Below are 23,585 nucleotides of genomic sequence, written 5' to 3'. Positions count from 1 at the left end.
TCATGAGACAGGACCAACGAGCACAGGCGTACACGCTGGAGGGTTTCATCGGGTCGGTCCTCGTCCTCGCGGCCGTCCTCTTCGCCCTGCAGTCGGTCGTCATCATGCCGACGACCTCCGGGAAGGTGAGTCGCGACGTACAGGAACAGCTCCGGGTCGAGGCCGACGACATCCTCATCATCAGCTCGCAAGAGGAGTCGCTGTCGTGCCAGATTCGACACTGGAACGGCTCCACGAACGAGAACACGTTCGCCGGTGGGTTCGACGAGCGTATCGGCTACGGGCCGGAACCGCCGCCGAACATAACCACGTGCGATGCGGACGGGACAGCCTTCGGCGAGATGCTGAACCAGACGTTCGGCGAACAGGGCCGCGAGTACAACATCATCGTGTCGTACCGCCACCCCTCGGACCCGACGCTCTCGCCGTCCGAACGGATGGTCTACCGTGGCGTGCCGACCGAGTCGGCCATCGCCGCGACGTACACCGTCACCCTGTACGACAACCAGACGCTGACCGGGCAGGGCTGTCAACCGGACTGCCCCGAGCTGTGGGAGACCAACAGCTCCGAGTTCCCCATCCGGGATGCTGCACCGAACAGTCCAGTGTATAACGTCGTGGAGGTGCGCATCGTCATATGGTAGGGTTCGAAGCCTCGGAGGGCCGGTCCCGTGCACAGCTGGTCCTCGTCGGCGCTGTCGCCATCGCGTTCATGATTCTCGGCATCGTCGTCGTGTTCAACACCGTGTTGTTCACCGAGAACGTCGACAGCACGGGGAGCGTGAGTGCGGTCGACGACAGCGAGGAACTCCGGCATGCATCAGCGGAAACGGCGGTCGTCATCTCACGCACACTCAACGAGAACAACCAGACTGTCACCGACCTGCGGTCGAACATGGCGACCAACGTCAGTGACTACAACACGCTGTTGCGGGAGACGTACTCCGAACAGGGTCCACGGCTGGTCAACGTCAGCTACAATCACTCAGAGACACAGGTCGGGGCTCGCGTGTACCGGAGAGGAATCGACGACTTCCAGGACGGCACCGACGATAACTGGGCGCTCGCAGATAACTCCGACCCGTCTGATGTTGCCCGGTTCGAGATGAACACCACGCTGGACAGCCTCAACTCCGATGACTGGGAGGATTCGTTTCACATCGCGGTAAAGGGTCAGGATGGGACCGACATGAAGTGGCGCGTCATCCGGTTCTACGAGAGCAGTGGCGACCTCATCGTAAACACCTCGACCGTGACGGACCCGACAGCCCCCTCCGACTGGCAGGACGAGGTACGCAATCACAACAAGGTGACCTGCGACGTGAGTTCCACGGACGCGTTCACCATCAACGTCACCAACGGGAGCGTCCAGGGTGACGATTGCTCGTTCGAGTTCACCGACGACATCGACCAGCTCAGCGGTGGTGGCTACGAACTCTGGATGCGCGACGCCGAGAACGTGACAGGGAACTATTCGCTGTACCTGAGCAACATCAGCTCGGTTCAAGGCACCCTCGACGAACTCGGGAGCGTGTTCGACGACGAGCCCGATTACAGTGCCATCGTCTGGCGCGCTGGCATCGACGTTGAGTACGAGAGCCCGACGCTGTCGTATCGCGAAACCTACCGCTCGGACCCGGTTTACAACACTTCACGATGACCCGCTCTATCCCCCTCTCCGACGACCGTGGCGTCTCGATAGCCGTCACACACGTGCTGACGATCGGCATCACGACCATCCTCATCGCGGGCCTCCTCGTCGGAACGAGTGGCCTCCTGCGTGACGAACGGTCCGATGCGGCCCGCGACGAGATGCGGACCATCGGCAACCGCATCGCCTCCGACCTCGCGAGCGTCGACCGTGCCGCCGGCGGCACCAGTTCGACGATGAGCGTGCAGTCCAGCCACCCATCGGCGGTCTCCGGGTCCGGATACACAGTCCATCTCAAACCAGGATCTTCCTGTGCGGTGTATTCGAAACCATGCCTGGTGTTGAACGCGACCTCGGTGGATATGACCGTCTACGTCCCGTTCAGTAGCTCGACCACGGTCACCGAGAGTCGAGTCAGCGGTGGCGACTTCTACGTCGTCTACGACGGGTCCACCATCCGTCTCGAGGACGACCCGATAACCCCTGCCCGCGGCCACCCAGCTGTCGGTGGCTACCCGAGTCTCCAGCCGGCCATGGAGGTGCGCCGATGAGAGCCGGGGGTGACAGTCGAGCAGTCAGCGACGTGCTCGCGTTCGTCATCGTCTTCTCCATCATCATCACCTCCGTCGGCGTCACGTACGGTATCGGATTCAGCAGTCTTGGCGAGTTCCAGGAGGGCGAACAGAAGACGAACGCAGCCCGGGCGTTCCAGGCGCTCTCCGTCAGCCTGGACGACATCCAGGAGGGCGCAGCCCCCGGTCGATCCGGCGCGATTCAGCTCAACGAGGGGACCCTCCAGGTCGAAGAACAGTCACAGATGACCGTCGAGGTCGCCCTCTCGAACGGGACGACCTGGACCGTCGCCTCCGAGACCACGGGGTCACTCCAGTACAGCTTCGAGAACACGGACGTCGCCTACGAGAACGGGGCCGTGTTCCGCAAGGACGGCTCCGCGAGCGTCATGATAGAAGAGCCGTCGTTCCTCTGCAGCGAATCCTCGGACCAGGCCGTCGTCTCCATCGTCGTCCTGAACAGCGACAGTAACGCCATCGGTGGCGAGATCAATGCCGAGATAATCAGCCGACAGAACGACACCGACGTCCTCTACCCCAACCTCTCCCGCAGCAGCTCGGTCTCTGCCGACAACGTCACCGTCGACGTGCCGACCAGCAACTTCGACCAGGCGTGGACCCGGTACTTCGAGGATACTGACGGCTGGGAAGACCCCGACAATGACGGCGACTTCACCTGCGACGCCGACAACGTCATCGTCCGCGTCACCTTCGTCGAGGTCGAGTTCCAGTGACCCCTCGTTTCGGTTGAAATCGCGGGAGTTAAAAAGGGCAGACGAGTAGGTCGTGTTGTACCGGGCGCTTAGCTCAGTCTGGACAGAGTGCTTGGCTTCGGACCAAGTTGTCGCGGGTTCAAATCCTGCAGCGCCCATCATTCTTCCACGAACAACGTGAGCGGAGAGTTATCTCCGCGAAGGATTTGAACAAGGGAGCGAGCGCAGCGAACGGCCGAGGTTCACAATCCTACAGCGCCAACTTTTCCCGCGACCGACCCGACGAACTCCTACCCGTGGGTACATACTGACAGCTACGTCGACGCCTCATCGAGCCAGTCGGGTTCTTCGACCGTCGTCGTGCCGAGTTCGCTGTAGGAGAGTTCGAAGTGCAGGTTCAGCTTGGAACCGTCTTCCGTCACTTCGAGGTCGTACTGCATCTCTCGGAGGGTGCCTGCGTCGTCGACGACGAGGCGGAGGTCGAACTTCGAGACGGAGCTGTCGTCGAACGCGGAGTCGTCCGCCTGGTCGGTGGGCAGGTACAGCTGGTCGAGGTCGGAGACGGTGTAGACGTAGAGGGTTTCACCGTCGACCGTCGTCGGGCCGTCGTAGGTGAAATTCGCAGCTTCTGGGTCGAGTGCGCTGGTCGCGTTCATGGCCGTGAGGTACGTCGAGACGTCGTACTGGGCGGCGTCCGCTTGCTGGTACTGGACGGTATCACCGAAGGTGGAGCGCTGGGTCGCGGTTCCATCGGGGGAGACGTAGAGGTCGAACTGCATCGTCGAGTTGTCGTCGCCGGTGGTGAACCCGTCACCGGCGAGGGTGCCGTCGATGGCCTGTGCGCCCGTCGCGAGGTTGGCCTGGACGGTCCAGTCGAAGGTGAACGTCTGGGTCTCGGTCGAGGTCACCTGAGTCATATCGATGGCGTAGTCGAGGGTGAAGTTCTCGGCGTTCTGGAGCGAGGTCGCGTGTGAGGTCGCGAGGCGCTTGGACGAGAGCGGGTGTGCCTGGGTTCCAGACGAGCCGGTAGCCGTCTGCGTTGTCGTCGCAGTCAACGTTTCGTCGGTCGTTTCGTCGGTTGCGGGGTCGGTGGTCGCCGGGGTCGCGGCGTCGGTGACGGTCGGGTCGGTGGCGGTGTCGTCAGGCGTGGTTCCGCCGAGGCAGCCGGCGGAGGCGACGAGGGCGACGACGAGGAGAAGCCACAGCGTCCGATGCGTGGGAGAACTCATTCACCTGTAGACGATGCGGGTCAGTATAAACCCCCGTCTCGCAGGACTCCAAGACGGGAATGCAAGACGGGAGTGTACGAGTCGGTGGGTTCAGCGCGTCGCCGCGGGTGCGGGCTGCCAGGCCTCGCTCTTCTCGAGGTACGTGGAGAGGCTGTTACAGTGGATGCCGTACCGCCGCGACAGCTCGTCGATGTCGGAGTCGTAGCCGACGTCGTTGAACCACTGGAACATGTCGGCGAGTTCGTCGCCGGCCTGTGCGCGGTAGTCGTCGATGGGGAGGTAGACGGGGTCGACCTCGATGCCGAGGTAGTCCGCGAACTCGCTCGCCATCGCGGTGAGGGTGCATTCGTCGCCGGCGAGTTCGATGGTCTCACCCGCGAAGGTGTCCGGGTCGGCGAAGGCCATGGCGGCGGCCCGACCGATGTCGGTCGCATCGACGAGCTGGAGGGCGACACCTTTGTCGAGGGGGAGTGGAAGGCGGCCCTCGGTGATCTCGTCGTGGAGGTTCGCCGTGAGGTTCTGCATGAAGAACACGGGGCGGACGATGGTCGTGGTGAGGTCGAGGTCGGCGAGCGCCTGCTCGACGGCGTACTTGGAGTCGAAGTGGGCGAGACCGGTCTCGCGGTCGGCACCGCCGACCGAGGAGTAGACGAAGTGCGAGACGCCGGCGTCGGCCGCACACGTGGCGAGGGTGGTTCCCTGCTCGGTCTCGATGTCGGTGCCGTCCTCGAAGAACGTGGTGACGCAGAACACGCCATCCATCCCGGTACAGAGGTCGGTCATGCGGTCGGCGTCGCACATGTCACCTTCGACGACGGTGACGCCCCGGGTCGCGAGCCCCTGGGCGCGCTCGCTGGTCGCGTCACGGGTCAGCCCGTAGAGATCGAAATCACCGTACGCACCGGAGCTGAGGTGGTCGATGACTGCGCCGCCCTGTGTGCCTGTCGCTCCCGAGACGAGTATCTTCAGCATAACAACACACCTACGACCGCTGAGGGGATAAAGCCGTACTGAGAGCGTCTGACACGCAAGGCGGCCCGGTTCTGCCGGCCACCCCTCGCTACGCGGTCGGCCACTCGACTGGCGGCAGTCGCTTCTCGATCTCTTCACGGTCGTCCTCGACCCATCTGGGCAGCTGAAGCGACCCGCCGAGTTCGTCGACCGGTTCGTCCACCGTCAGCCCCGGCCCCTCGGTCGCCAACTCGAACCGGATGCCACCGGGTTCCCGAAGGTACACCGACTGGAAGTACGTGCGGTCCTTGATGCGGGTCGGCTCGAGCCCGATGTCGCGGAGGTAGTGGTGCCACGACAGCAGGGCGTCACGGTCGGGAACACCGAACGCGACGTGGTGGACCGTCCCCTTCCCGTCGCGGCCGAACCCGCCCATGGTGCTGGCGCTGTCTCGAGGGCCGGACAGCGACAGGTCGACAACCCTCGCGCGGTCGCCGGGAACCTGGTAGCGAACCCGGTCGTCGGTCTCGGCGACGAGTTCGTAGCCGAAGTGCTCGAGCACGCGGGCCGTCTGGTAGGGCGCTGGTGAGAGCAGTGTCGTCCCCGCGAGCCCCTGGATGGCGTGCTCGACCGGGACTGGACCGTCTGCCCACGGCTCGAATCCGGACCCGGAATCTTGGGAGGTCGCAACGAGTTCCAGTGGCAGCCCGTCTGGTGCCGTGAACGCGAGTCCAGACTCCCCGAAGCGTGTGAACTCGGTGTATGCGACCCCGTGCGCCGAGAGACGGCCAGCCCAGTAATCGAGCGACCCTTCGGGAATCGCCAGCGCGGTCGCACCGGGTTGTGGCGGGCCGACCCTGCCATCCGGCCCGGCGTTCGACGGGAACAGCGTGAGCACGGAGCCGATGCTGCCCGAGCCGTCGCCGAAGTAGATGTGGTGGGCGAACTGGTCCTCGTAGTTCACGGTGCGCTTGACCAGTCGCATGCCGAGCACGTCGCTCACGAAGTCCACTGCCTCCTGCGGGTCGCCAGACAGGGCGGAGACGTGGTGGAGCCCGGAGACGGTGGGAGGCGTCTCCGAAGGGTTGGAGGAGGTCGCGGATTCGTCGTTGTGGTGTGTCGTCACTCAGTCCTCACCCGCTCCGTCGACCAGGCTCGCCACGATGTCCCGGACGTGTTCTATCTCGTCCTCGTTGACGGTGTGACCCATGCCCTGGTAGATCTGCTCGGTCACGTCGGCGTCGAGGTCCTCGAACACCTGCGTGGTCTCCTGGACGCGTTCGAGCGGGATGTGCGGGTCCACGTCGCTGCAGCCGAGGAAGACCGGCGTCCCATCGAGGGAACCGTCGTAGTCCCGCGGGGTCCCCTCGGGGCCGATGACGCCGCCGGACAGTGCCATGAGGCCGCCGTAGCGCCGGGCGTTCCGGGCGACGTACTCGCTGGCGAGGCAGGCTCCCTGCGAGAAGCCCATGAGGGCGATGCGCTCGTGGGGGATGCCCGCGTCGAGTGCGGTCTGGATGGCGTCCTCGACGGCCTGCAGCGCCGAGGTGAGATGAGGTTCGTTCGACGAGATGGGAGCCATGAACGAGTTCGGGTACCAGGTGCCGCGTTGGGCCTGCGGGGCGAGGAACGCCACGCCATGTTCGTGGAACTCGTCGGCCATGGCGAGCATGCTGCGGGCGCTCGCGCCGCGGCCGTGGCACATGACGACCGCACCCTCGGCAACGTCGAGCGGTGCGCCAGCACTGGCGAGTGGTTGGTCCTGGTGGACGCCGGCGGTGCTCATCGGCTCGTCACCTCCGGGGCGTCGAGCGACGGCAGGGCCGCCTCGAGTTGCTCGCGGTCGTCCGCCAGCCACGGGGGCAGCTTGAGCTCCGAACCCAGGCTCTCGACCGGTTCGTCGACCGCGAAGCCCGGCACGTCGGTCGCGACCTCGAACAGCACTCCGCCGGGTTCCCTGAAGTAGATGGACCGGAAGTACTGGCGGTCCTTCTGGTCGGTGACGTGCAGGCCAATCTCGTCGAGGTCGGCCTCGAGGGACTCCTGTACCTCGTCGTCGGGGACGCGGAAGGCGACGTGGTGGACCGTGCCCGCACCGGGGACGCCACGGCCGCCGACGCCACGGTACAGGTCGACCACGCTCGCGCGGTCGCCACCGGCCCGGTACCGGATTCGGTCCTCGGTCTCCTCGGCGCGTTCGTACCCGAGCGTCTCGAGAACCGACCCGGTCACGTCGGGGTCCATCGAGTGCAGCGTGACGCCGTGGAACCCACGGATTGCGTACTCCTCGGGGACGGGTCCGCCGGCCCAGGGTTCGATGTCGCTCCCGGCCTCGGTCGCGACGAGTTCCATCGGTTGCCCGTCGTGGTCGCGGAAGGGGACGACCGTCTCACCGAAGCGCGACTGGGGCTCGTCGTGGTCGACGTCGAGGTCGTCGAACCGGTCGAGCCAGTAGTCGACCGCCCCTTCGGGGATGGTGAACGCGGTGGCCGTCGCCTGTCCCTTGCCCGGCTGGCCGGTTCCAGCCCCGTCGAAGGGGAAGAACGTCAGGATGGTACCCGGTGTACCGACCTCGTCGCCGTAGTAGAGGTGGTACGTCGAGGTGTCGTCGAAGTTCACGGTCCGCTTCACCAGTCGGAGTCCGAGGACTTCGGTGTAGAAGTCCACGTTCCGCTGGGGGTCGCTCGCGACCGCGGTGACGTGGTGGATACCGTCTGTTTGCATGGACGGTCCTAGGGACGCCACAATCATATACTTAATCTGACATTCGTGTAACCAGGGGACATCGATGTCAGGTGCCCCGGTCACGGGGAACCGGCCGACGTGGGTGTGGTCATCGGGCGACGTCGGTGTGGTCATCGGGCGACGTCGGTGTGGTCGGCGGACGGCAACGGTTGCGTACCTAACAGGATGGGCAGGGAGCGTACGGTACCGCCCGAGAAATCACCCGTATGAGCACGAAATCACTGGGCAGCATCGTCGGCGAGACAGAGCTAGGCTCGAAGACGCTGCACGCCTGCAACGTCACGAACCAGAAGGCACTGAAGACGGTCGGTCGCTTCCTCTCGAAGCACGAGGTGAAGAAGGTCAAGGACAAGACCGCCTCCGGGACGCCAAAGAACACGCTCGTTCTGGAGTCGGACGGCCGGTTCGTCGCCGCGAACTCCCTCGAACGGGTCGCCAGATTCGCGGCACAGAGCGGGCAGCCGTCGCACAAGACCGAGATTCCCGCCGTCATCAAGCACCTCGACGGGACGCGGTTCCGGTCCTACGACAAGCGCCGGATGATCATGGCCTCGCGCATCGTCGAGTTCCGGGCGTGGAACCAGCGCGAGGGGACGCTCCACTCGGGGTTCCAGCAGCTCTCGAAGGTCGACCTCCAGCGCAACGTCTACCACAACCTCTCGACCGTTGACCTCGACGTCCACGTCTACGGCGAGGACGACTGGGACCGTCCGGGCGACATCGACGTTCACGTCCACGCCAGCGACGCGAAGGAGATAGTCAAGCACTGGTGGGTCGTCTACGACGGGGCCGGTCGTGACGACCGGAAGGCGGCCCTCCTTGCCCAGGAGACGGGTGACAACGAGTTCTACGGCTTCTGGACGTACGACGCCGGGACGACGGACCGGATTCTCGACCGACTGTCAGCGATGCACTGAATTGGGCTCCGGCGGTGACTGTCGACGGTGCACTGGGTCGGGGTCCGGAGGTGACCGCCAGCCATCGAGTGGAACCTGTCAAACCAGTTCTGCAATGTTAGCTGGTTCGGATACGAACCTCTAAGTGGGACGGGGGCCTTCCACGGTGTAATGGCAACGTCCTCGAACGACAATCCCAACGCGGCGGCCTGCCCCGTCATCGACTCCCTCGAACAGATCGGCTCGCAGTGGCGACTCGTCGTCCTCCACGACCTGCAAGACGGCGAGAAGCGATTCAACGAGCTCAAGCGCTCCACCGACGCGAGTTCGCGCACGCTCTCGCGGGTGCTCGACGACCTGCAGGAGATGGGGTTCGTCGACCGCCGCCTGGAGGAGGACGCCCCGGTCGCGACGTTCTACTCGCTGACGGAGAAGGGCGAGTCCCTCTGCCCGGTGTTCGACGCCATCGGCGAGTGGGCCGACGAGTGGATCACGACGACGGACACCGACGACGTAGAGGAGACCGCACCGGAGAAACTCGAGACCGACGGCGGCACCCCGACCGACGCCGAGTAGCGACAGTCGCCGTCCGTCTCGAGGACCATCCCGCTCGTTATCCAGAACATAATCTTCACCGTGGACCCGCTGGTCTCGACCGATGAAACGACGGACGTTCCTGCGACGGTCCCTCGCCGGCCTCGCCGCCACCACGGTCGGGGTCGGACTGTTCACGGACAATGACGAGTCGACAGTCACCGCCGGGACACCACCCGACGACCGGACCCGCGAGTCCCTCCTCCCCGGAACGACGTACCAGACGCCGGTCGTGACCATCGACGCCGACCAGGCCGGGCCGACCGCACTCGTCGTCGGTGGCCTCCACGGCGACGAACGCAGCGGGTACCGGGCCGCCGAGGCGGTCGCCGAGTGGTCGTTCGACGCCGGGACGGTCGTCGTCCTCCCCCGGGCCAACGTGCCGGCGATTCGCCGGGGGACACGAGAGAACGACAACGGCGACCTCAACCGGAAGTTCACACCGACGGGCGAGCCCGAGACGCGGCTCGCGAGGGCCATCTGGTCCCTGGTCGAGGAGACCGAGCCAGACGTGGTCCTCGACCTCCACCGGTCCCGCGGCATCTACCGGATACACCCGCGCAACGTCGGCCAGGCTATCTTCCCAACCGCCGCCGGGGACGCGACAGCGCACGCCGAGGCGACCTGCTCCTTCCTCAACGACGCGGAGATACCGTGGTCGATGCCACTGCACAGGTTCACCACCGGCGGTGACATGGACGGGTCCGCCCCGCTCCTCGGGCACAAGGTCGGTGACGACCTCGGGACGCCGGCGTACATCGTCGAGACCACCACGTTCATCACCGACCTGCAGACGCGGGTCGACTGGACGACCGCGGCGGCCGAACACCTGCTCGCGAAGCACGGCATCGAGCGCCAACCCTCGACGAGCGCCGGGCGTGTCGCCGCAGCGACCGGGGGTGAGAACGATGTCTGAGTCGTCAGCCCTCCAGCGCTGGTTCGCCGGCAGGGCCGTCACCGCGGTGTTCTCGCTGCTCGTGTTCCCCGTCGTCCTGCTGAAGTACGGCTACCACAACCCGCTGGCGCTGCCGGGCTACCTCGTCTTGACCATCGGGAGCGCCATCGGGAACCGCATCGCACCGCAGTTCGAACTCTGGGTCTACTGGGGCCCCTTCGTCGTTGGTTCGTACGCGCTCTCGGTCGTCTTCGGCGGCCTCTACCGGGCGCTTCGCTCCGGACTGGGCGCGGACTGAGGACGATTCAAGTTCGGACTATTCTGCCGATATCGACAGTCTCGATACCGTTAAAATCCGAATCTCGCCTTGCTACCTTGGGTGGCCAGTTAGGCACCCACCCGCCGTATCCACTGCTGGGGTCGATACCCTATGCCCCGAGACCAACGCGGAGACGACCACGCGACGGGCGACGGGTCCGCGCGTGGCAACGGCGGTCAGCCGCAGAACGAACAGTCCGCACAGCAGCCGGCCCAGCAGAACCAGCAGCGCCAGAGCCAGCACGCCCAGGCCCAGGGCGGTCGACGCCAGGGCTCGGGACTGCGGAACTACCTGGCGACCACGGCGGTCCGCTTCGGCCTCGCCATGATCGGGGTCGTCCTGCTGTTGTTCTCGCTCGGCCAGGCGTTCGGTGCAGACCTGCTCGGTGCGTTCGCAGACGCGCTCTCGACGCAGACCGGTCAGTGGCTCGTCGTCGCTCTGTTCGCGCTGTTCCTGATCGGCGCGGCGGAGCGAGGCCTGTCGTACAGCTAGAAAAGCAGTCTTCGCCCGGTCACTTTTCGTGCGGTCCGTCGCGTCACGGTCGGCCGAGACTCCCCGTGGGACCGCGTCGGAACGCTCCCAAGCGGGTCGCTACTCGAGGATGGGGACGGGTGTGTCGGTTGCGATCCACGCGTCCTTGCGACCCAGTTCCTTGATCTCCACCCACCCGTTCGTACAGTACACCAGTTTGCATTTGCTCTGTTGCTGCTTCATACTCCCCCCAGTTACGCAATCGCCGGGACCGATGGATTGCGACGTGATAACAGAGGGCACATCTGGTAAAAGTTATGTGCTACGTACTCGCTCCCGGGTGGGTCACTTCGCATGGCGAGACCACGGTTCGGTGCTGGTAAACGACCCCTTAGAACCCCGAACGACCCGTTAGGACCACCCATCCCACTGAGGGGTCAGCGCTGTCCGAGCCCCGCCCTCACCGGTCCCGTGAACCGTCGAACGGCGAGTTCGGCTACGGCTCCTCGTGGGGCGAGATGCCGAGTTCCTCGTTCACGAGGTCGACAGCCTCCTCGATGGCACCGACCGAGGAGAGATAGCCCGCCCCGACGGTCGTCTTCAGCGTCAGCGCCGCGCGCCCCGTGAAGACGCTCGGCCCGACCTGTGCGACCGCGCCGTTCCCGACCGTGACGAGCCAGCCCGGCGACTCGAACGTGTACCGCTCGAATCGCGGCTGGAAGTCGCTCGAGTCGCCGTCGCGCAGGTGCGAGACGAGGCGTTCGACGTTCTTCCCGGTGACCTTCGCCTCCCGGATGGCCGACTGCGCGCTGGCCGGGACGGCAGCCCCGGCGTCGTCGACCACCTTCGCGGCGTCGCCGACCACGAACGTCGTGCCGTCGAGTTGCAGGTTGCTCCGGACGACCGGACGCTCGCCGTGGAGCGCGTCCGGGCCGCGGATGCCACCGGTCCAGATTAGCTGGTCGTACGCGATGGGGTCAGCCCCGGCCAGTCGCACCTCGTCGTCGGTTGCCTCGGTCACCGTCGCACCGGTCCGGACGTGGACGCCGCGGGCGACCAGCGCGTCGTGGACCGCGTTCTGGAAGTTCTCCGGGAACGACGGGGCGACGCTGTCGAGCTGTTCGAGCAGTGTCACCGTCACGTCGCCGTCCTCCTCGTCGGCGAGTTCTGCGAGTTCGCCGGCAACCTGGATGCCGGAGAGGCCCGCCCCGCCGACGACCACCTGGCCGTCACCCTCCGACTCCAGCACGTCGAAGAAGTCCGCCCGGATCTCGTTCGCGTCTTCGAGTCGCTTGAGTGGCGTGGCGTGTGCCTCGACCCCGGGCAGGTCGTAGAACGCGGTCTCCGCGCCGAGACAGACCGCGGCCACGTCGTACTCCAGTCGCGTGTCGTCCGCGAAGAAGACGGTTCGGGCGTCGGTGTCGACCTCTGTGACGCGGCCGACGCGCAGTGTGGCCCGGTCGATGACGTCCGAGAGCGGGACGGTGATGGCGTCGGTGACGGCGGGCCGGCGGACCACCCGGTGCAGCTCGTGCTGGATGAGGTGGACCCCGGTGTCGTCGACGAGGACGAGCTCGACGTCGTCCGGCAACGACTTCTCCAGGCGCTTCGTGAGGGTGACACCGGCGTAGCCGGCACCGAGTACGGCGACCTTCATGCCCGCGTCTACGGGTTCCGTCTGCTTAGTTGGTCGGCTGGCGGGTACCGGGAGAAATCGAGCTTTCTTATCGCCGGGCGGCCAACGCACCCCCATGACCGACGCAATCGTCGCCGACGGCCTCCGGAAGGCGTACGACGAGACGGTGGCACTCGACGGGGTCTCGTTCGCCGTCGACGAAGCCGACGTGTTCGCGCTCATCGGCCCCAACGGCGCTGGCAAGACGACGCTGGTTCGCGCGCTCACCGGGACGGTCGAACCCGACACCGGGACCGCCCAGCTGCTCGGGTCCTCGCCGGCCGCGGTCTCGAAAGAACGCCTCGGGGTGCTCCCGCAGTCGTTCTCGCCGCCGGCCCGGCTCTCGGCGCGCGAGGTCGTCTCCTACTACGCCGGCCTGTACGACGACCCACGGGACGTCGACGAGATACTGGCCGAGGTCGGCGTCGAAGAGTCGGCCGACACCTGGTACGAGAACCTCTCGGGCGGCCAGCAGCGCCGGGTCTGTCTCGGTGCGACGCTCGTGAACGACCCGGACGTGCTCTTCCTGGACGAGCCGACGACCGGTATCGACCCGGCGGGCCGACGGACCCTCTGGGACCGCATCGAGACGCTCGCCGCGGGCGGGACGACCGTCTTCCTGACGACCCACGACATGGCCGAGGCCGAGCGCCTCGCCGACCGGGTCGGACTCCTCTCGGGCGGGGAACTCGCCGCCGTCGGGACGCCGCAGGAACTGGTCCGGGCCCACGGCGGGGACCGCGGGGTCACCGTCACGGTCGATGGCGACGTCGAGGCCGCAGCCGACGCGCTCGCGGACTGGGCCACCCGGACGACCGGCAACCGGGTCATCCTCGACGGGGTCGACCCGCAGGCCATCGGCGACGTGGTCGCGGCACTGGACGAGGCGGGCACCTCCTACACCGAACTCGCCTGGGCGGAACCCGACCTCGAAGACGTCTACCTCTCGCTGACGGGCGAAGCCTTCGAGGGCCGCGAGGCGGTTCCGGTGGAATCGACCGCCGATTGAGTCGCCGGCGCAGGGTGACACCTGTCGGCACGTCACGAAAGGGGTAAGGCAGGTACGGTCATGTTTTCGCGTACGAACCACGTGAGCACGATACAATGGACGACAGGACCCTGACCGACCGGTTGGAACGACTCGGCCTCTCCGAGAAAGAGATCGACACGTACCTCACCATCCTCGACCACGGCGAGGCGAAGGCGAGCACCATCGCCCAGGACGCCGGCGTCTCGAAGCGCTACGTCTACAGCGTGAGTGAGAAACTGGAAGGCCGTGGCTTCGTCGAGGTGAACGACCACGCCGTCCCGACGCTCATCCGGGCCAATCCCCCGGAGGAGGTCATCGAGCGCCTCACCACCGAGTTGCGCTCGCTCGGCCCCGACCTCGCAGAGCGCTGGAACCGCGTCACCGAGGAGCAACGCGAGTTCGAGGTCATCAAGGCCCGCGCGACCGTGCTGAAGCGCATCCGTGAGTTCCTCTCGACGGCCACCGACGAGGTGACGCTCTCCATCCCGGCGAGCGTCCTGCCCGAGATCGAGGACGAACTCCGCGAGACCGTCTCGCGTGACGTCCTCGTCTTCCTCATCCTCACCGGCTCCGAATCCGGTGCGACCGAGTTCACCGAGGGCGACGAGCCGGTCGCGAGCGTCGTCCGCGTCTGGGAGGAGCGCGCCCCGGTCCTCTTCACCGTCGACACCCGCCTCGGCGTGTTCGCCCCGTACGACCTCCTCGCCCGGTCGAACACCGGCGAGCAGGCCGTCGCCATCGCCCAGGAACAGCTCGTCCCCATCCTCGTCGGCTCGTTCTTCGGCAACTACTGGCCGGTCGCCGAGGAGGCCGCGGTCGCCGACCCCGAACCCCTGCCGGTCACCTACCAGGGCTTCCGCCACGCCGTCTTCGCGGCCACGCGCTACCGCAACGAGGGAATCGACCTCGTCGCCACGGTCGAAGCGGTGCCGGTCCCGGGCGACGGCGAGGTCGAGACCATCCGGGGGCGCGTCGTCGAGGTCCACCAGACCCTCGTCAAGCCCGTCGTCAAGAGCTCCATCGCGGTCGAGAACTCCCTGGTCCTCGAAGTCGAGGACGAGGAGGGCGAGGTCACCGAGGTCTCCATCGGTGGTCCCGGTGCGTTCATCGAGGACTTCGAGGCCCGGTCCGTTCGCCTCGAAGCCGCCGAGTGACCTGACCGGGGTCCAGTCGCTCACTCGCCGCGACGAAACCGACGCGCCTTAGCAGGTCCACGCCCGAGCGGGACACATGACGACGGTGAGACGCGTCCGCTCGGAGTTCGTCGCGGCGTGGCACTCGTTCCTGCGCCGCCGCGTGGCAGTGTTCTTCACGTTCTTCTTCCCGGTCCTGCTCATCGGCATCTTCGGTGCGCTGGTCCAGACGAACCCGACCGGCGGGGGGCTGTTCGCCGAGGACCCGGCGTACTACGTGCCGGGCTACCTCGCGGTGGTCGTCCTCCAGACACCACTCTCGCGGATGGGCTCGGAGGTGGCCCGCCACCGCGAGGGGAGCCGGTTCGAGAAGCTCGCGACGACCCCGCTCTCGCGGGCGGAGTGGCTGGCCGCGCACACCCTCGTGAACACGGTCATCATCGCCATCGCCGGCTTCGTCCTGCTCGTCCTGACCGTGCTGCTGACGGGCGCGTCGGTCACGTTCTCGCCGCTCATCTTCGCGTTCGTCCCGCTGGGCGTGATCTGCTTCTGTGGCGTCGGCTCCTTGCTCGGGAGCTTCGCGGACTCGCAGGACGGTGCCATCACGGCGGCGAACGCCATCGGGCTTCCACTCCTCTTTCTCTCTGAGACGTTCGTCCCGCCGAGCATGCTACCCGAGTGGTTCCACCCTCTCGTCGCGCTCTCACCGCTGACGTACTTCGCCCACGGCCTTCGCCAGGCCATCTGGTCGGGCGCGGAGTCGGGCACGGTCGTGCTCGGCCTCGACGCCACCCAGTCGCTGGCGGTGCTCGCGGTGCTCGCGGTCGTCTTCTTCGCGCTGGGAGCGACCATGATTCCGCAGACGGATTGACGGCTCAGAAGAAGTCAGAGAGCGTCTTCTCGCTCGCCTCTCGCGTCTCCACGTCGAACTCCGCGAGGCGTACGAACTCCATGCCGTTGTCCCGGAGCGCGCGCTTCACCCGGTCGCTGGCCGAGGGCGCGACGAGCATGCCCCTGACCTCGGGGTTCGACTCGCGGTACAGCTCGATGTAGCGCTTGAGCTGGTCGAAGTTGTTGAGCGTCGCCTGCCGACGCTTGACCTCGACGACGACCGGAACTCCCTCCTGGTCCTTCGCGAAGAAGTCGATGAAGCCGTACTTGGTCTCGCGTTCGTGTTCGACGATTCTGATACCCGGCTCCAGTGCGGTCTCCGGGTTGCGCTCGATGTACTCGTGCATCTCGGCCTCGGTCCCGCGCTCCTGGTACTCGACGGGGTCGTCGGCGTCGAATCTGGTGAGCAGGTACGGGTCGTGGAGGTACACCCGAAGGTACTCGTTCGGGTTCGACCGGCGGGCGTACAGCAGGGGTGCGCCTGCCGCATCATCGTCCGCGTCGTCGCTCTCGTCGAACTCGACCTTGATGGTCGCGCCACCCGGCATCCAGTTCACCGGCTTGTGCCCGGAGGGCCGGTGCACGAGCAGGGTGCCGTCGGGTTTACAGACCACCATGCGGTCGCCGGGCCCGAGGTAGCCGCCACTGCGACCGTCGTACTCGACCTCGCACTCGGCCAGCACAGAGATCATCGCCCCGTCTCGGAGGCCCTCGCGGACGACGCGCTCGACGGTCTCGGCGTCGGGCGCGTGGTGTCGTTCCGTCGTCATGGCTCTCGGGTTCCCGCCTGAGCACGAAAAAGGTGGTCGGTTCGCGGTCGGCACGCGGCCGAGCGACAGTGCAGCTTACTCGAGGTCGAAGCGGTCGTTACGCATGACCTTCGACCACGCGTCGACGAAGTCCTCGACGAACTTCTCCTCGGCGTCGTCCGCGCCGTAGACGTCCGCGATGGCGCGCAGGCGGGAGTTCGACCCGAAGACGAGGTCGAAGCGGGTGCCCTCCCACTCGACTTCGCTGGTGTCGCGGTCGCGGACCTCGAACACGTACTCGTCGTCGGAGACCGGCTCCCACTCGTAGTCCATGCTGAGCAGGTTCACGAAGAAGTCGTTGGTCAGCGTCTCCGGCTGCTCCGTGAACACGCCGCGGTCGGAGTCGTCGTAGTTCGCGTCGAGGGCGCGCATGCCACCGACGAGAACCGTCATCTCGGGCGCGGTCAGGTTCAGCAGCTCCGCCTTGTCGACCAGCAGTTCCTCGGCCGGGCGCTCGGCGTCGTCCGCGAGGTAGTTCCGGAAGCCGTCGGCCTTCGGCTTGAGCGCCTCGAACGACTCGACGTCGGTCTGGTCCTGCGAGGCGTCGACGCGGCCCGGCTCGAACGGAACCTCCACGTCGTAGCCGGCGTCCGCCGCTGCCTCCTCGACAGCCGCGTTCCCGCCCAGCACGATGAGGTCGGCGAGCGAGACCTGCACGTCGTCGGAGCGCGAGCTGTTGAAGTCCTCCTGGATACCTTCGAGGGTGGCCAGCACGGTCTCCAGCGCCTCGGGCTGGTTGACCTCCCAGTCCTTCTGGGGGTTCAGCCGGATGCGGGCCCCGTTGACGCCCCCGCGCTTGTCGCTGTCGCGGTACGTCGAGGCTGCCGCCCAGGCGGTCCGGGCCAGCTGGGAGACGGACAGGTCCGAGTCGAGGATCTCCGCCTTGAGCTCGGCGACCTCCGCGTCGCCGACGAGGTCGTAGTCCGCTTCGGGAAGCGGGTCCTGCCACAGCATCTCCTCGTCCGGAACCTCCGGGCCGCGGAACCGGGTCGGCGGGCCCATGTCACGGTGGGTGAGCTTGTACCAGGCCTTCGCGAAGGAGATACCGAAGTCCATCGGGTTCTCCTGGAAGCCCTCGATGATCTCCCGGTAGTCGGGGTCGCGCTTCAGCGCGATGTCCGTGGTGAGCATCATCGGCGTCACCGTCTCGGACTCGTCGTGTGCGTCCGGCACGCTGTCTTTCAGTTCCTCGTCCTTCGGCGTCCACTGCCACGCACCGCCGGGGCCCTTCTCGGGCTCCCACTCGTAGTCGAGGAGGTTGTCGATGTAGCCGAGGTCCCAGTCGATGGGTGCCTGCGTCCACGGGCCCTCGATACCGCTGGTGATGGTGTCGCCGCCCTTGCCGGAGCCGTACTCGTTCTCCCAGCCGAGGCCCTGCTTCTCGATGGGGGCCGCTTCCGGCTCGGGACCGAGGTTGTCCCCGGAGTCAGCACCGTGGACCTTCCCGAACGTGTGCCCTCCGGCGATGAGTGCGGCGGTCTCCTTGTCGTTCATCGCCATGCGGCTGAACGACTCGCGGATGTTCTTCGCGGATGCTTCCGGGTCCGGATTCCCGTCCGGGCCCTCCGGGTTCACGTAGATGAGGCCCATGACGGTCGCGCCGAGACCCTCCTGGAGTTCGCCGTCTTCGTCGAAGCGCTCGGACGCCTCGAACTCGCTCTCGGGACCCCAGTCGACGGACTCGTCGGGCTGGTAGGCGTCCTCGCGGCCGCCGGCGAAGCCGAACGTCTTGCCGCCCATCGACTCGATGGCGACGTTCCCGGCGAGAATCATCAGGTCGGCCCACGAGAGGTTACGGCCGTACTTCTGCTTGACCGGCCAGAGCAGTCGGCGTGCCTTGTCGAGGTTCGCGTTGTCCGGCCAGCTGTTGAGCGGTGCGAGGCGCTGTTGGCCGGAGGCTGCGCCCCCGCGGCCGTCGCTGGTCCGGTACGTCCCGGCGCTGTGCCACGCCATCCGGATGAACAGCGGCCCGTAGTGGCCGTAGTCGGCCGGCCACCAGTCCTGCGATGTCGTCATCACGTCTTCGATATCCGACTTCACGGCATCGAGGTCGAGCGCTTCGAACGCCTCGCCGTAGTCGAACTCTTCACCCATCGGATCGACCGACTGCGCGTTCTGGTCGAGTATGTTCAGGTTCAGCTGATTCGGCCACCAGTCCTGGTTGGACCCAGTCATTGTCCAGCAATTATTGCTGTCCCATGTTAAGATTGTCTACTTAGGAAATGAAGTCTTGGTCCCAGTCCAAGAATTTTATTGAAATCCTGAACTTCGGTTCGCTGTGGAATCACGGGCTGTACGCCGCAGGCGGCGCGAGAATCCGTCTCGCCGGCCGCGATTTTCAGTCGAGCGGTATCCGCGTCCCACCGTCCGAGTCGCCCTCGTCCGCCCAGTCGTCGGTGCCATCGGGCGCGTGTGAGTTCGTCCGGTTCGTCACGACGAGGCGCTCCGTCGTCTCCCCGGCAGGGCGTCTGACCGTCAGCTCGACGGTGTCGCCGGGTCGGACGTCCGTCATGAGGTAGCGGACGAGTTCTTCGTGCGCGTGAAGTTCCTGCCCGTCGATACCGGTGATGACGTCACCGCCGACCGGGACCTCTCGACCCCTGATGAGCATCGTATCGGTGCAGCCACCGAGGACGCCACTGGCCGGCCCCTCTCGGACCTCGACGACGAGGACACCCCGCGGTTCGTCGAGCCCGTTCGCCTCCGCGACGCTGGGCGAGACGTCCATCGTGCGGACGTGGAGGGTCGCGTGTTCGACCTCGCCGGTCGAAACGAGTTCCGGGACGACGCGGTGGACGAGCTTCGGCGAGATGGCGAACCCGATGTTGTCGCCCTGTCTCGCGCGGTTGACGCCGACGACCTCACCGGAGAGCGTGACGAGAGGACCACCCGAGTTGCCGGGGTTGATCGGCGCATCGGTCTGGACGGTATCGGGGATGGTGAAGCCCTCGTGGGTCGGCATCGACCGGGTGACGCCGGAGACGATGCCGGCCGAGATGGTCCCATCGAGCCCCATCGGGTTCCCGAGCGCCGCGACCGGGATACCCGGTTCGGGGTTCTCGTCCGCGACTCGCAGCGGCGTGACGTACGCCGGGAGGCTCTCGACCCGCAGGACTGCGAGGTCGGTCGCCGGGTCCGACCCGACCAGCGAGGCGGTTCGCCACTCACCGCGCGAGAAGCGGACCTCGAGGCGGTCGGCATCGTCGTCGCGGCCCCAGCGCTCGCTCGCGCTCCGGCCGCGGCTGCTGGTGACGACGTGGTGGTTCGTGACGATGTGGCCGGCTTCGTCGTAGACGAACCCGGAACCGGCCCCGGTGAGCCCGTCCCCCGAGGACGGATAGATGGAGACCACCGCAGGGATGGTCCGACGGTACAGGCCTGCGTAGGGTGAATCAGGGGCTGTCATGAGGCGTGCAGGACCGATGCACTAACCTGTGGTAAGTCCCCACCAGATATAAGCTAGGCGTTAGCACGAATCAGGGACCGTGGACAGCACGTTCCCGTCAGGCATTCGTCCCACACAGCAGGTTCTCATCAACCACTCGTCCAGACGAACAATCATATCCCGGGGCCGAGAAGCCCCGCATATGACCGGCGTCTACGAGTACGCCCTCGGCGACGAGGCCGACGACCTCCATCCGATGGTCCGCGACCGCTACGGTATCGGTCCGGACGAGGGAACTGCCTGCGTGGGCCGGGGCCGGATGCACATCAGCCGCGGCACGCACACCCTGCCGGTGCTGTACGCCATGACGACCCAGAACCTCCTCTTTCCTGAGGCCGGGTCGGACGTGCCGTTCACCGTGACGACCGTCGGCTGGGAGCACGACGCCGGCTACGAGGTGCTCACCACGGCCCGCGAGTTCGAGTTCGACCGGACGCGCCGCCGGTTCGACTCGCTCACCGTCTGGGACCACGAGAACGAGCGCCTGCTCGACTTCCTCGGCACGGACGGGCTCATCGCCTCGGAACTCCACCCCCGGGTCGAGAACGGGGCGCTGGTGGTCGAGGGTGGGAAGCAGTGGCTGAACGTCGGGTCGCGGTTCGTCTCCCTGCCGGGCCCGATGGCGGCGAGTGTCGAGGTTCGCGACCGGTACGACGAGACCGACGAACAGTTCCACGTGACCGCGACGGTCGAGAACACGCTCGCGGGACACATCCTGAGCTACCGCGGGGCATTCACGCAGGCACTGGAGCCGATGGAGACGGTCCCCGCCGACCTCCGGCCGTCCCGTGGTCTGTCGACGCTCCCACCGGTATGAGTCCCGCTAGGACGCGCAACGGGAGACTGAACATCGCGCCGTCCGACGCGAGCGCCCTGCTCGGGGGTGTGCTCTGGCTGGCCCTCGTCCTCGCCGGCGACCTCGACGCCATCGACCGGGCGCTGGCGCTGGCCCCACTGGTACTCGTTCCACTTGGTATCGGCATGGCAGCGACCCCGCCGTTCCCCGGCTTCGCCGGACGGCTCCACGGGCTGGCGGTCACGGCCCAGCCGGTCGGCGCGGCCCTGTTCGTCGCCTCACTGGTCGCGCCGGTGAACGGGCCGACTGCAGCCCTGCTGGCGTCGCCCTGGGTGCTCGTCACCGGCCTGCTCGGGGCCCTCGCGCTCGTCCGAGTCCGGAAACGGGGAGCCACGTCGGTGCCGGAGAACCTCGTCGATGCCGGCCTGGCGTACTCGGTGGTCGGCGCGGTCGCACTCGTCCTGTTCCACCTCGGGCTGACGTTCTGGTTCGACCCGACCATCGTCCGGCTCACCGCGGTCCACTTCCACTACGCCGGGTTCGCGCTCCCGCTCGTGACGGGACTGGTGGGCCGGTCACTGGAGACTGAGTCGTCGCTGTACGACACGGCCGCGGTGGTCGTGCTCGTCGGCCCGGGCCTCATCGCGCTCGGTATCTCGTTCTCTCCCGTGATCGAGGTGCTCGCCGTCGGGGCGTTCACCCTCGCGGTGACGCTCCTCGCCGGGTTCGTGACCGTGCAGGTCGCCCCCACCCGTCAGCGGCCGCAAGGAGCCCTGCTCGCGCTGTCTTCACTTGCATTACCGGTGTCGATGGCGCTCGCGTTGGGCTACGCCGTCTCGGTGTACGCCGGGGCCGACGTACTTGGCCTGCGCATCCTGACGATGGTCCGGATCCACGGCTCGCTGAACGCGTTCGGGTTCGCGTTGCTGGGGCTGGTCGGGTGGCGACTGGCGGTGCCAGAGTGGTGAGGCGCGGGCGAGCAATCAGGTGGTCCGTCCGTCTCGTCGTCGCTGGACGTAGCCGCGGAGGAACGCGCTGCCGCCGGTCGCTAGCAGGACCAACCCGGCGGCGAGTGCGAGGTAGACGCCCGGCGCTGGGGCGTAGCGGTCGACCCTGGTGAACTCCTGGAGTCGGGTCCAGCCGGCAAAGGTGACGAACGCACCGGCGAGGACGACCACCACGTCGGGCCGCCAGCGTCGGACCGTCGAGATGGCGACCACGACGAGGGCGACGATGACCGGCCCGAGGATTACCATGTCGGTTCCCCGGAAGCCGGTCTCCATGCCGGCGACGAACTCGCTGGTGTAGTACGGCTGGCCGTCGGTGTAGCCGACCGGGAGCTTCCGTACCCACGGGAGCCAGGCGCTGGCGACGGCGAGCACCCCGGCCAGGGCGGTGGCGACGAGGTAGGGGAGGGAGGGCTGTCGACGCATACGTCGACCTGTCCGGGAACCGGCAAATGTCTTGTTCCGTCTCCTACGCGGAGAACGCCCCGAACACCGCGTCGAAGTACGGGGTCACGATACCGGAGACGCCCGCCACGTCGAACACGACGAGCAGGTAGTAGCTCGCGACCAGCAGCATCACCGCGCCCGTGACGCGGTTGATGCCCGAACTGTGTTTCGCGAGGGTTCGGGTGACGCGCTGACCGGCGGACTGCGAGATCAGCCCGAACAGCAGGAGCGGGGTTCCCATCCCGATGCCGAACAGCAGGAAGCCCAGGAAGCCCTCGACCGGCGTGTCGAACAGGACCGGAGCGCGGGCAAAGAAGAGCGCCAGCAGGCCGGGATTACAGGGCAAGACGATGGCTCCGAAGAAGAACCCGTACCCGAAGGCGGTCGAGGCGGGGTGGCTCGTCTGTGGCGGCTCCTTCGTAGGCAAGCGGTGTGCGAGGTCGAGGTCGAACAACAGGGCGACGCTCAACACGGCGAGCACGCCGAAGGCGACCGGGGAGACGAGTTCGACCACGGTCGTCAGCGACTCCCCGAGCAGGAACGAGAACAGCAGGCCGACGGTGCCCATGAACGCGATGACGCCGAGGGTGACCAGGCCCGCGAGCACGCCCGAGGGCAGCGCGGTCTCCTCGCCCTGCGAGGAGAGATACGCGAGGAATCCGGGGTAGAGCGGCAGCGCACAGGCCGCCGTCAGCGGGGTCGCGAACCCGATGACGAACACCTCGACGAACCGCGCTAGCATCCGTTCGCTTTCTCGCGGAGGAAGCTGGTCTCCTTGTGGCCGTCCTTCAGCCGGGTCGTCGTGCCGTCACTGCAGCGCAACAGCATCGGGACGATGGGTGGCGAGGTCATCGACGTCCCGAACTCGTCGACGATCTGCCGGGTGACCGCAGGTGGGGAGACGGCGTAGTACCAGTCGTAACCATGCGATTCTGCGTGGTTGCGTACCTTCTCGGCGTCCTCGTTCTGGTCGATGTTGAGCGCGACGCTCACCACGTCGTCGCCGACCGCCTCGTGAAATTCTATCAGCTCGTCCTGCTGGCGCTTGCAGTTCGAGCACCAGACGGCGAACGTCTCGACGAGGACGGGCTTGTCGAACTGGGAGACGGTGAAGGTCTCGCCGGTGAGGACGTTCGTGAGTTCGGTGTCTTCCCAGGCGGTGTCGCTACCGCCGCCGCCATCTGTTCCAGTGTCGTCTGTACCGCCGCCGGAGAGGCAGCCGGCGAGGCCAACGGTGCCGAGGCCTGCCAGTCGGAGGGCATCCCTGCGGGAGAGCGAGTCCATGTCGGACATGGAGGGCCGGTGAGATAATAAAG

General features: G+C 66.7%; 27 protein-coding genes and 1 tRNA gene. 15 read left to right on the top strand and 13 right to left on the bottom strand.

Features of this window, described 5'->3' with window-relative positions:
- Window positions 1–2: 2 nt before the first annotated feature.
- The 5 genes from N6C22_RS09620 (at window position 3) to N6C22_RS09600 (ending at window position 3,094) form a co-directional block, all read left to right on the top strand.
- A complete protein-coding gene (locus N6C22_RS09620; protein WP_261650885.1) occupies window positions 3–644 on the top strand; it encodes a hypothetical protein in 642 nt (213 codons plus the stop codon).
- Complete coding sequence (locus N6C22_RS09615; protein WP_261650884.1) at window positions 638–1,660, top strand: hypothetical protein; 1,023 nt, start codon at window positions 638–640, stop codon at window positions 1,658–1,660. Before N6C22_RS09620 ends, N6C22_RS09615 begins: the two co-directional genes overlap by 7 nt.
- A complete protein-coding gene (locus tag N6C22_RS09610) occupies window positions 1,657–2,202 on the top strand; it encodes a hypothetical protein (protein ID WP_261650883.1) in 546 nt (181 codons plus the stop codon). The genes N6C22_RS09615 and N6C22_RS09610 overlap by 4 nt, the downstream gene beginning before the upstream one ends.
- A complete protein-coding gene (locus N6C22_RS09605) occupies window positions 2,199–2,957 on the top strand; it encodes a hypothetical protein (protein WP_261650882.1) in 759 nt (252 codons plus the stop codon). The genes N6C22_RS09610 and N6C22_RS09605 overlap by 4 nt, the downstream gene beginning before the upstream one ends.
- Before the next feature lie 62 nt (window positions 2,958–3,019).
- Window positions 3,020–3,094 (top strand) — tRNA-Arg (locus tag N6C22_RS09600).
- A gap of 156 nt (window positions 3,095–3,250) precedes the next feature.
- Here the strand turns inward: N6C22_RS09600 and N6C22_RS09595 are convergent.
- The 5 genes from N6C22_RS09595 to N6C22_RS09575 form a co-directional block, all read right to left on the bottom strand.
- Complete coding sequence (locus tag N6C22_RS09595) at window positions 3,251–4,165, bottom strand: hypothetical protein (protein ID WP_261650881.1); 915 nt, start codon at window positions 4,163–4,165, stop codon at window positions 3,251–3,253.
- A gap of 90 nt (window positions 4,166–4,255) precedes the next feature.
- Window positions 4,256–5,137, bottom strand: a complete 882-nt coding sequence (locus tag N6C22_RS09590; protein WP_261650880.1) for an NmrA/HSCARG family protein — start codon at window positions 5,135–5,137, stop codon at window positions 4,256–4,258.
- Window positions 5,138–5,225: 88 nt separating this feature from the next.
- Window positions 5,226–6,242, bottom strand: coding sequence for a VOC family protein (locus N6C22_RS21165; RefSeq protein WP_261650879.1), 1,017 nt, complete (start codon window positions 6,240–6,242; stop codon window positions 5,226–5,228).
- Window positions 6,243–6,902 carry an alpha/beta hydrolase gene (locus N6C22_RS09580; RefSeq protein WP_261650878.1) on the bottom strand — a complete coding sequence of 220 codons (660 nt, stop codon included), beginning with the start codon at window positions 6,900–6,902 and terminating at the stop codon, window positions 6,243–6,245.
- On the bottom strand, window positions 6,899–7,840 hold the full coding sequence (locus N6C22_RS09575) for a ring-cleaving dioxygenase (RefSeq protein WP_261650877.1): 942 nt from the start codon (window positions 7,838–7,840) through the stop codon (window positions 6,899–6,901). Before N6C22_RS09575 ends, N6C22_RS09580 begins: the two co-directional genes overlap by 4 nt.
- A 227-nt stretch (window positions 7,841–8,067) precedes the next feature.
- Between N6C22_RS09575 and N6C22_RS09570 the strand changes: the two genes are divergently transcribed.
- From N6C22_RS09570 to N6C22_RS09550, 5 genes are all read left to right on the top strand, one after another.
- On the top strand, window positions 8,068–8,778 hold the full coding sequence (locus tag N6C22_RS09570) for a DICT sensory domain-containing protein (protein WP_261650876.1): 711 nt from the start codon (window positions 8,068–8,070) through the stop codon (window positions 8,776–8,778).
- A 150-nt stretch (window positions 8,779–8,928) separates the two neighbouring features.
- Complete coding sequence (locus N6C22_RS09565; RefSeq protein WP_261650875.1) at window positions 8,929–9,333, top strand: helix-turn-helix domain-containing protein; 405 nt, start codon at window positions 8,929–8,931, stop codon at window positions 9,331–9,333.
- Window positions 9,334–9,415: 82 nt separating this feature from the next.
- Entirely contained in the window at window positions 9,416–10,267 is an 852-nt protein-coding gene (locus N6C22_RS09560; RefSeq protein ID WP_261650874.1) for a succinylglutamate desuccinylase/aspartoacylase family protein, read from the top strand.
- The gene (locus tag N6C22_RS09555; RefSeq protein WP_261650873.1) at window positions 10,260–10,544 is read left to right on the top strand and encodes a hypothetical protein; all 285 of its coding nucleotides are present in this window, start codon (window positions 10,260–10,262) and stop codon (window positions 10,542–10,544) included. The genes N6C22_RS09560 and N6C22_RS09555 overlap by 8 nt, the downstream gene beginning before the upstream one ends.
- A gap of 132 nt (window positions 10,545–10,676) precedes the next feature.
- Window positions 10,677–11,057 carry a hypothetical protein gene (locus N6C22_RS09550; protein ID WP_261650872.1) on the top strand — a complete coding sequence of 127 codons (381 nt, stop codon included), beginning with the start codon at window positions 10,677–10,679 and terminating at the stop codon, window positions 11,055–11,057.
- 99 nt (window positions 11,058–11,156) lie between these two features.
- Here the strand turns inward: N6C22_RS09550 and N6C22_RS09545 are convergent, their stop codons facing one another.
- Together N6C22_RS09545 and N6C22_RS09540 are read right to left on the bottom strand one after the other, a co-directional pair.
- Complete coding sequence (locus tag N6C22_RS09545; RefSeq protein ID WP_261650871.1) at window positions 11,157–11,279, bottom strand: hypothetical protein; 123 nt, start codon at window positions 11,277–11,279, stop codon at window positions 11,157–11,159.
- A 253-nt stretch (window positions 11,280–11,532) separates the two neighbouring features.
- Entirely contained in the window at window positions 11,533–12,693 is a 1,161-nt protein-coding gene (locus tag N6C22_RS09540; RefSeq protein WP_261650870.1) for an NAD(P)/FAD-dependent oxidoreductase, read from the bottom strand.
- A 94-nt stretch (window positions 12,694–12,787) separates the two neighbouring features.
- Here N6C22_RS09540 and N6C22_RS09535 point away from each other — a divergent pair, with 94 nt between their 5' ends.
- The 3 genes from N6C22_RS09535 (at window position 12,788) to N6C22_RS09525 (ending at window position 15,745) form a co-directional block, all read left to right on the top strand.
- Complete coding sequence (locus N6C22_RS09535) at window positions 12,788–13,720, top strand: ABC transporter ATP-binding protein (protein WP_261650869.1); 933 nt, start codon at window positions 12,788–12,790, stop codon at window positions 13,718–13,720.
- A 95-nt stretch (window positions 13,721–13,815) separates the two neighbouring features.
- Complete coding sequence (locus N6C22_RS09530) at window positions 13,816–14,895, top strand: TrmB family transcriptional regulator sugar-binding domain-containing protein (protein WP_261650868.1); 1,080 nt, start codon at window positions 13,816–13,818, stop codon at window positions 14,893–14,895.
- A 76-nt stretch (window positions 14,896–14,971) separates the two neighbouring features.
- The gene (locus N6C22_RS09525) at window positions 14,972–15,745 is read left to right on the top strand and encodes an ABC transporter permease (protein ID WP_261650867.1); all 774 of its coding nucleotides are present in this window, start codon (window positions 14,972–14,974) and stop codon (window positions 15,743–15,745) included.
- 4 nt (window positions 15,746–15,749) lie between these two features.
- Here N6C22_RS09525 and nucS read toward each other — a convergent pair whose 3' ends face one another.
- The 3 genes from nucS to N6C22_RS09510 form a co-directional block, all read right to left on the bottom strand.
- Window positions 15,750–16,535 (bottom strand): endonuclease NucS, encoded by a 786-nt coding sequence (gene nucS, locus N6C22_RS09520; protein ID WP_261650866.1) that lies wholly within the window; start codon window positions 16,533–16,535, stop codon window positions 15,750–15,752.
- 75 nt (window positions 16,536–16,610) lie between these two features.
- On the bottom strand, window positions 16,611–18,749 hold the full coding sequence (gene katG / locus N6C22_RS09515) for a catalase/peroxidase HPI (protein WP_261650865.1): 2,139 nt from the start codon (window positions 18,747–18,749) through the stop codon (window positions 16,611–16,613).
- Window positions 18,750–18,912: 163 nt separating this feature from the next.
- Window positions 18,913–19,980: a S1C family serine protease gene (locus N6C22_RS09510; protein WP_261650864.1), complete on the bottom strand. Its 1,068-nt coding sequence runs from the start codon at window positions 19,978–19,980 to the stop codon at window positions 18,913–18,915.
- 181 nt (window positions 19,981–20,161) lie between these two features.
- Between N6C22_RS09510 and N6C22_RS09505 the strand changes: the two genes are divergently transcribed.
- Together N6C22_RS09505 and N6C22_RS09500 are read left to right on the top strand one after the other, a co-directional pair.
- Window positions 20,162–20,836 (top strand): DUF4166 domain-containing protein, encoded by a 675-nt coding sequence (locus tag N6C22_RS09505; protein ID WP_261650863.1) that lies wholly within the window; start codon window positions 20,162–20,164, stop codon window positions 20,834–20,836.
- Window positions 20,833–21,783 carry a YndJ family protein gene (locus N6C22_RS09500; protein ID WP_261650862.1) on the top strand — a complete coding sequence of 317 codons (951 nt, stop codon included), beginning with the start codon at window positions 20,833–20,835 and terminating at the stop codon, window positions 21,781–21,783. Before N6C22_RS09505 ends, N6C22_RS09500 begins: the two co-directional genes overlap by 4 nt.
- 15 nt (window positions 21,784–21,798) lie before the next feature.
- Here the strand turns inward: N6C22_RS09500 and N6C22_RS09495 are convergent, their stop codons facing one another.
- The 3 genes from N6C22_RS09495 to N6C22_RS09485 are packed head-to-tail and all read right to left on the bottom strand — an operon-like array spanning window position 21,799 to window position 23,553.
- The gene (locus N6C22_RS09495; RefSeq protein ID WP_261650861.1) at window positions 21,799–22,248 is read right to left on the bottom strand and encodes a hypothetical protein; all 450 of its coding nucleotides are present in this window, start codon (window positions 22,246–22,248) and stop codon (window positions 21,799–21,801) included.
- Between the two features lie 43 nt (window positions 22,249–22,291).
- Window positions 22,292–23,011, bottom strand: a complete 720-nt coding sequence (locus N6C22_RS09490; RefSeq protein WP_261650860.1) for a cytochrome c biogenesis CcdA family protein — start codon at window positions 23,009–23,011, stop codon at window positions 22,292–22,294.
- Window positions 23,005–23,553 carry a TlpA disulfide reductase family protein gene (locus tag N6C22_RS09485; protein WP_261650859.1) on the bottom strand — a complete coding sequence of 183 codons (549 nt, stop codon included), beginning with the start codon at window positions 23,551–23,553 and terminating at the stop codon, window positions 23,005–23,007. The genes N6C22_RS09490 and N6C22_RS09485 overlap by 7 nt, the downstream gene beginning before the upstream one ends.
- Between the last annotated feature and the right edge of the window lie 32 nt (window positions 23,554–23,585).

This window comes from Haloarchaeobius sp. HME9146 (assembly GCF_025399835.1).
Classification (GTDB): domain Archaea; phylum Halobacteriota; class Halobacteria; order Halobacteriales; family Natrialbaceae; genus Haloarchaeobius.
Note: the sequence above shows the minus strand (reverse complement) of the source record. Positions and strands in the feature narration are given on the sequence as shown.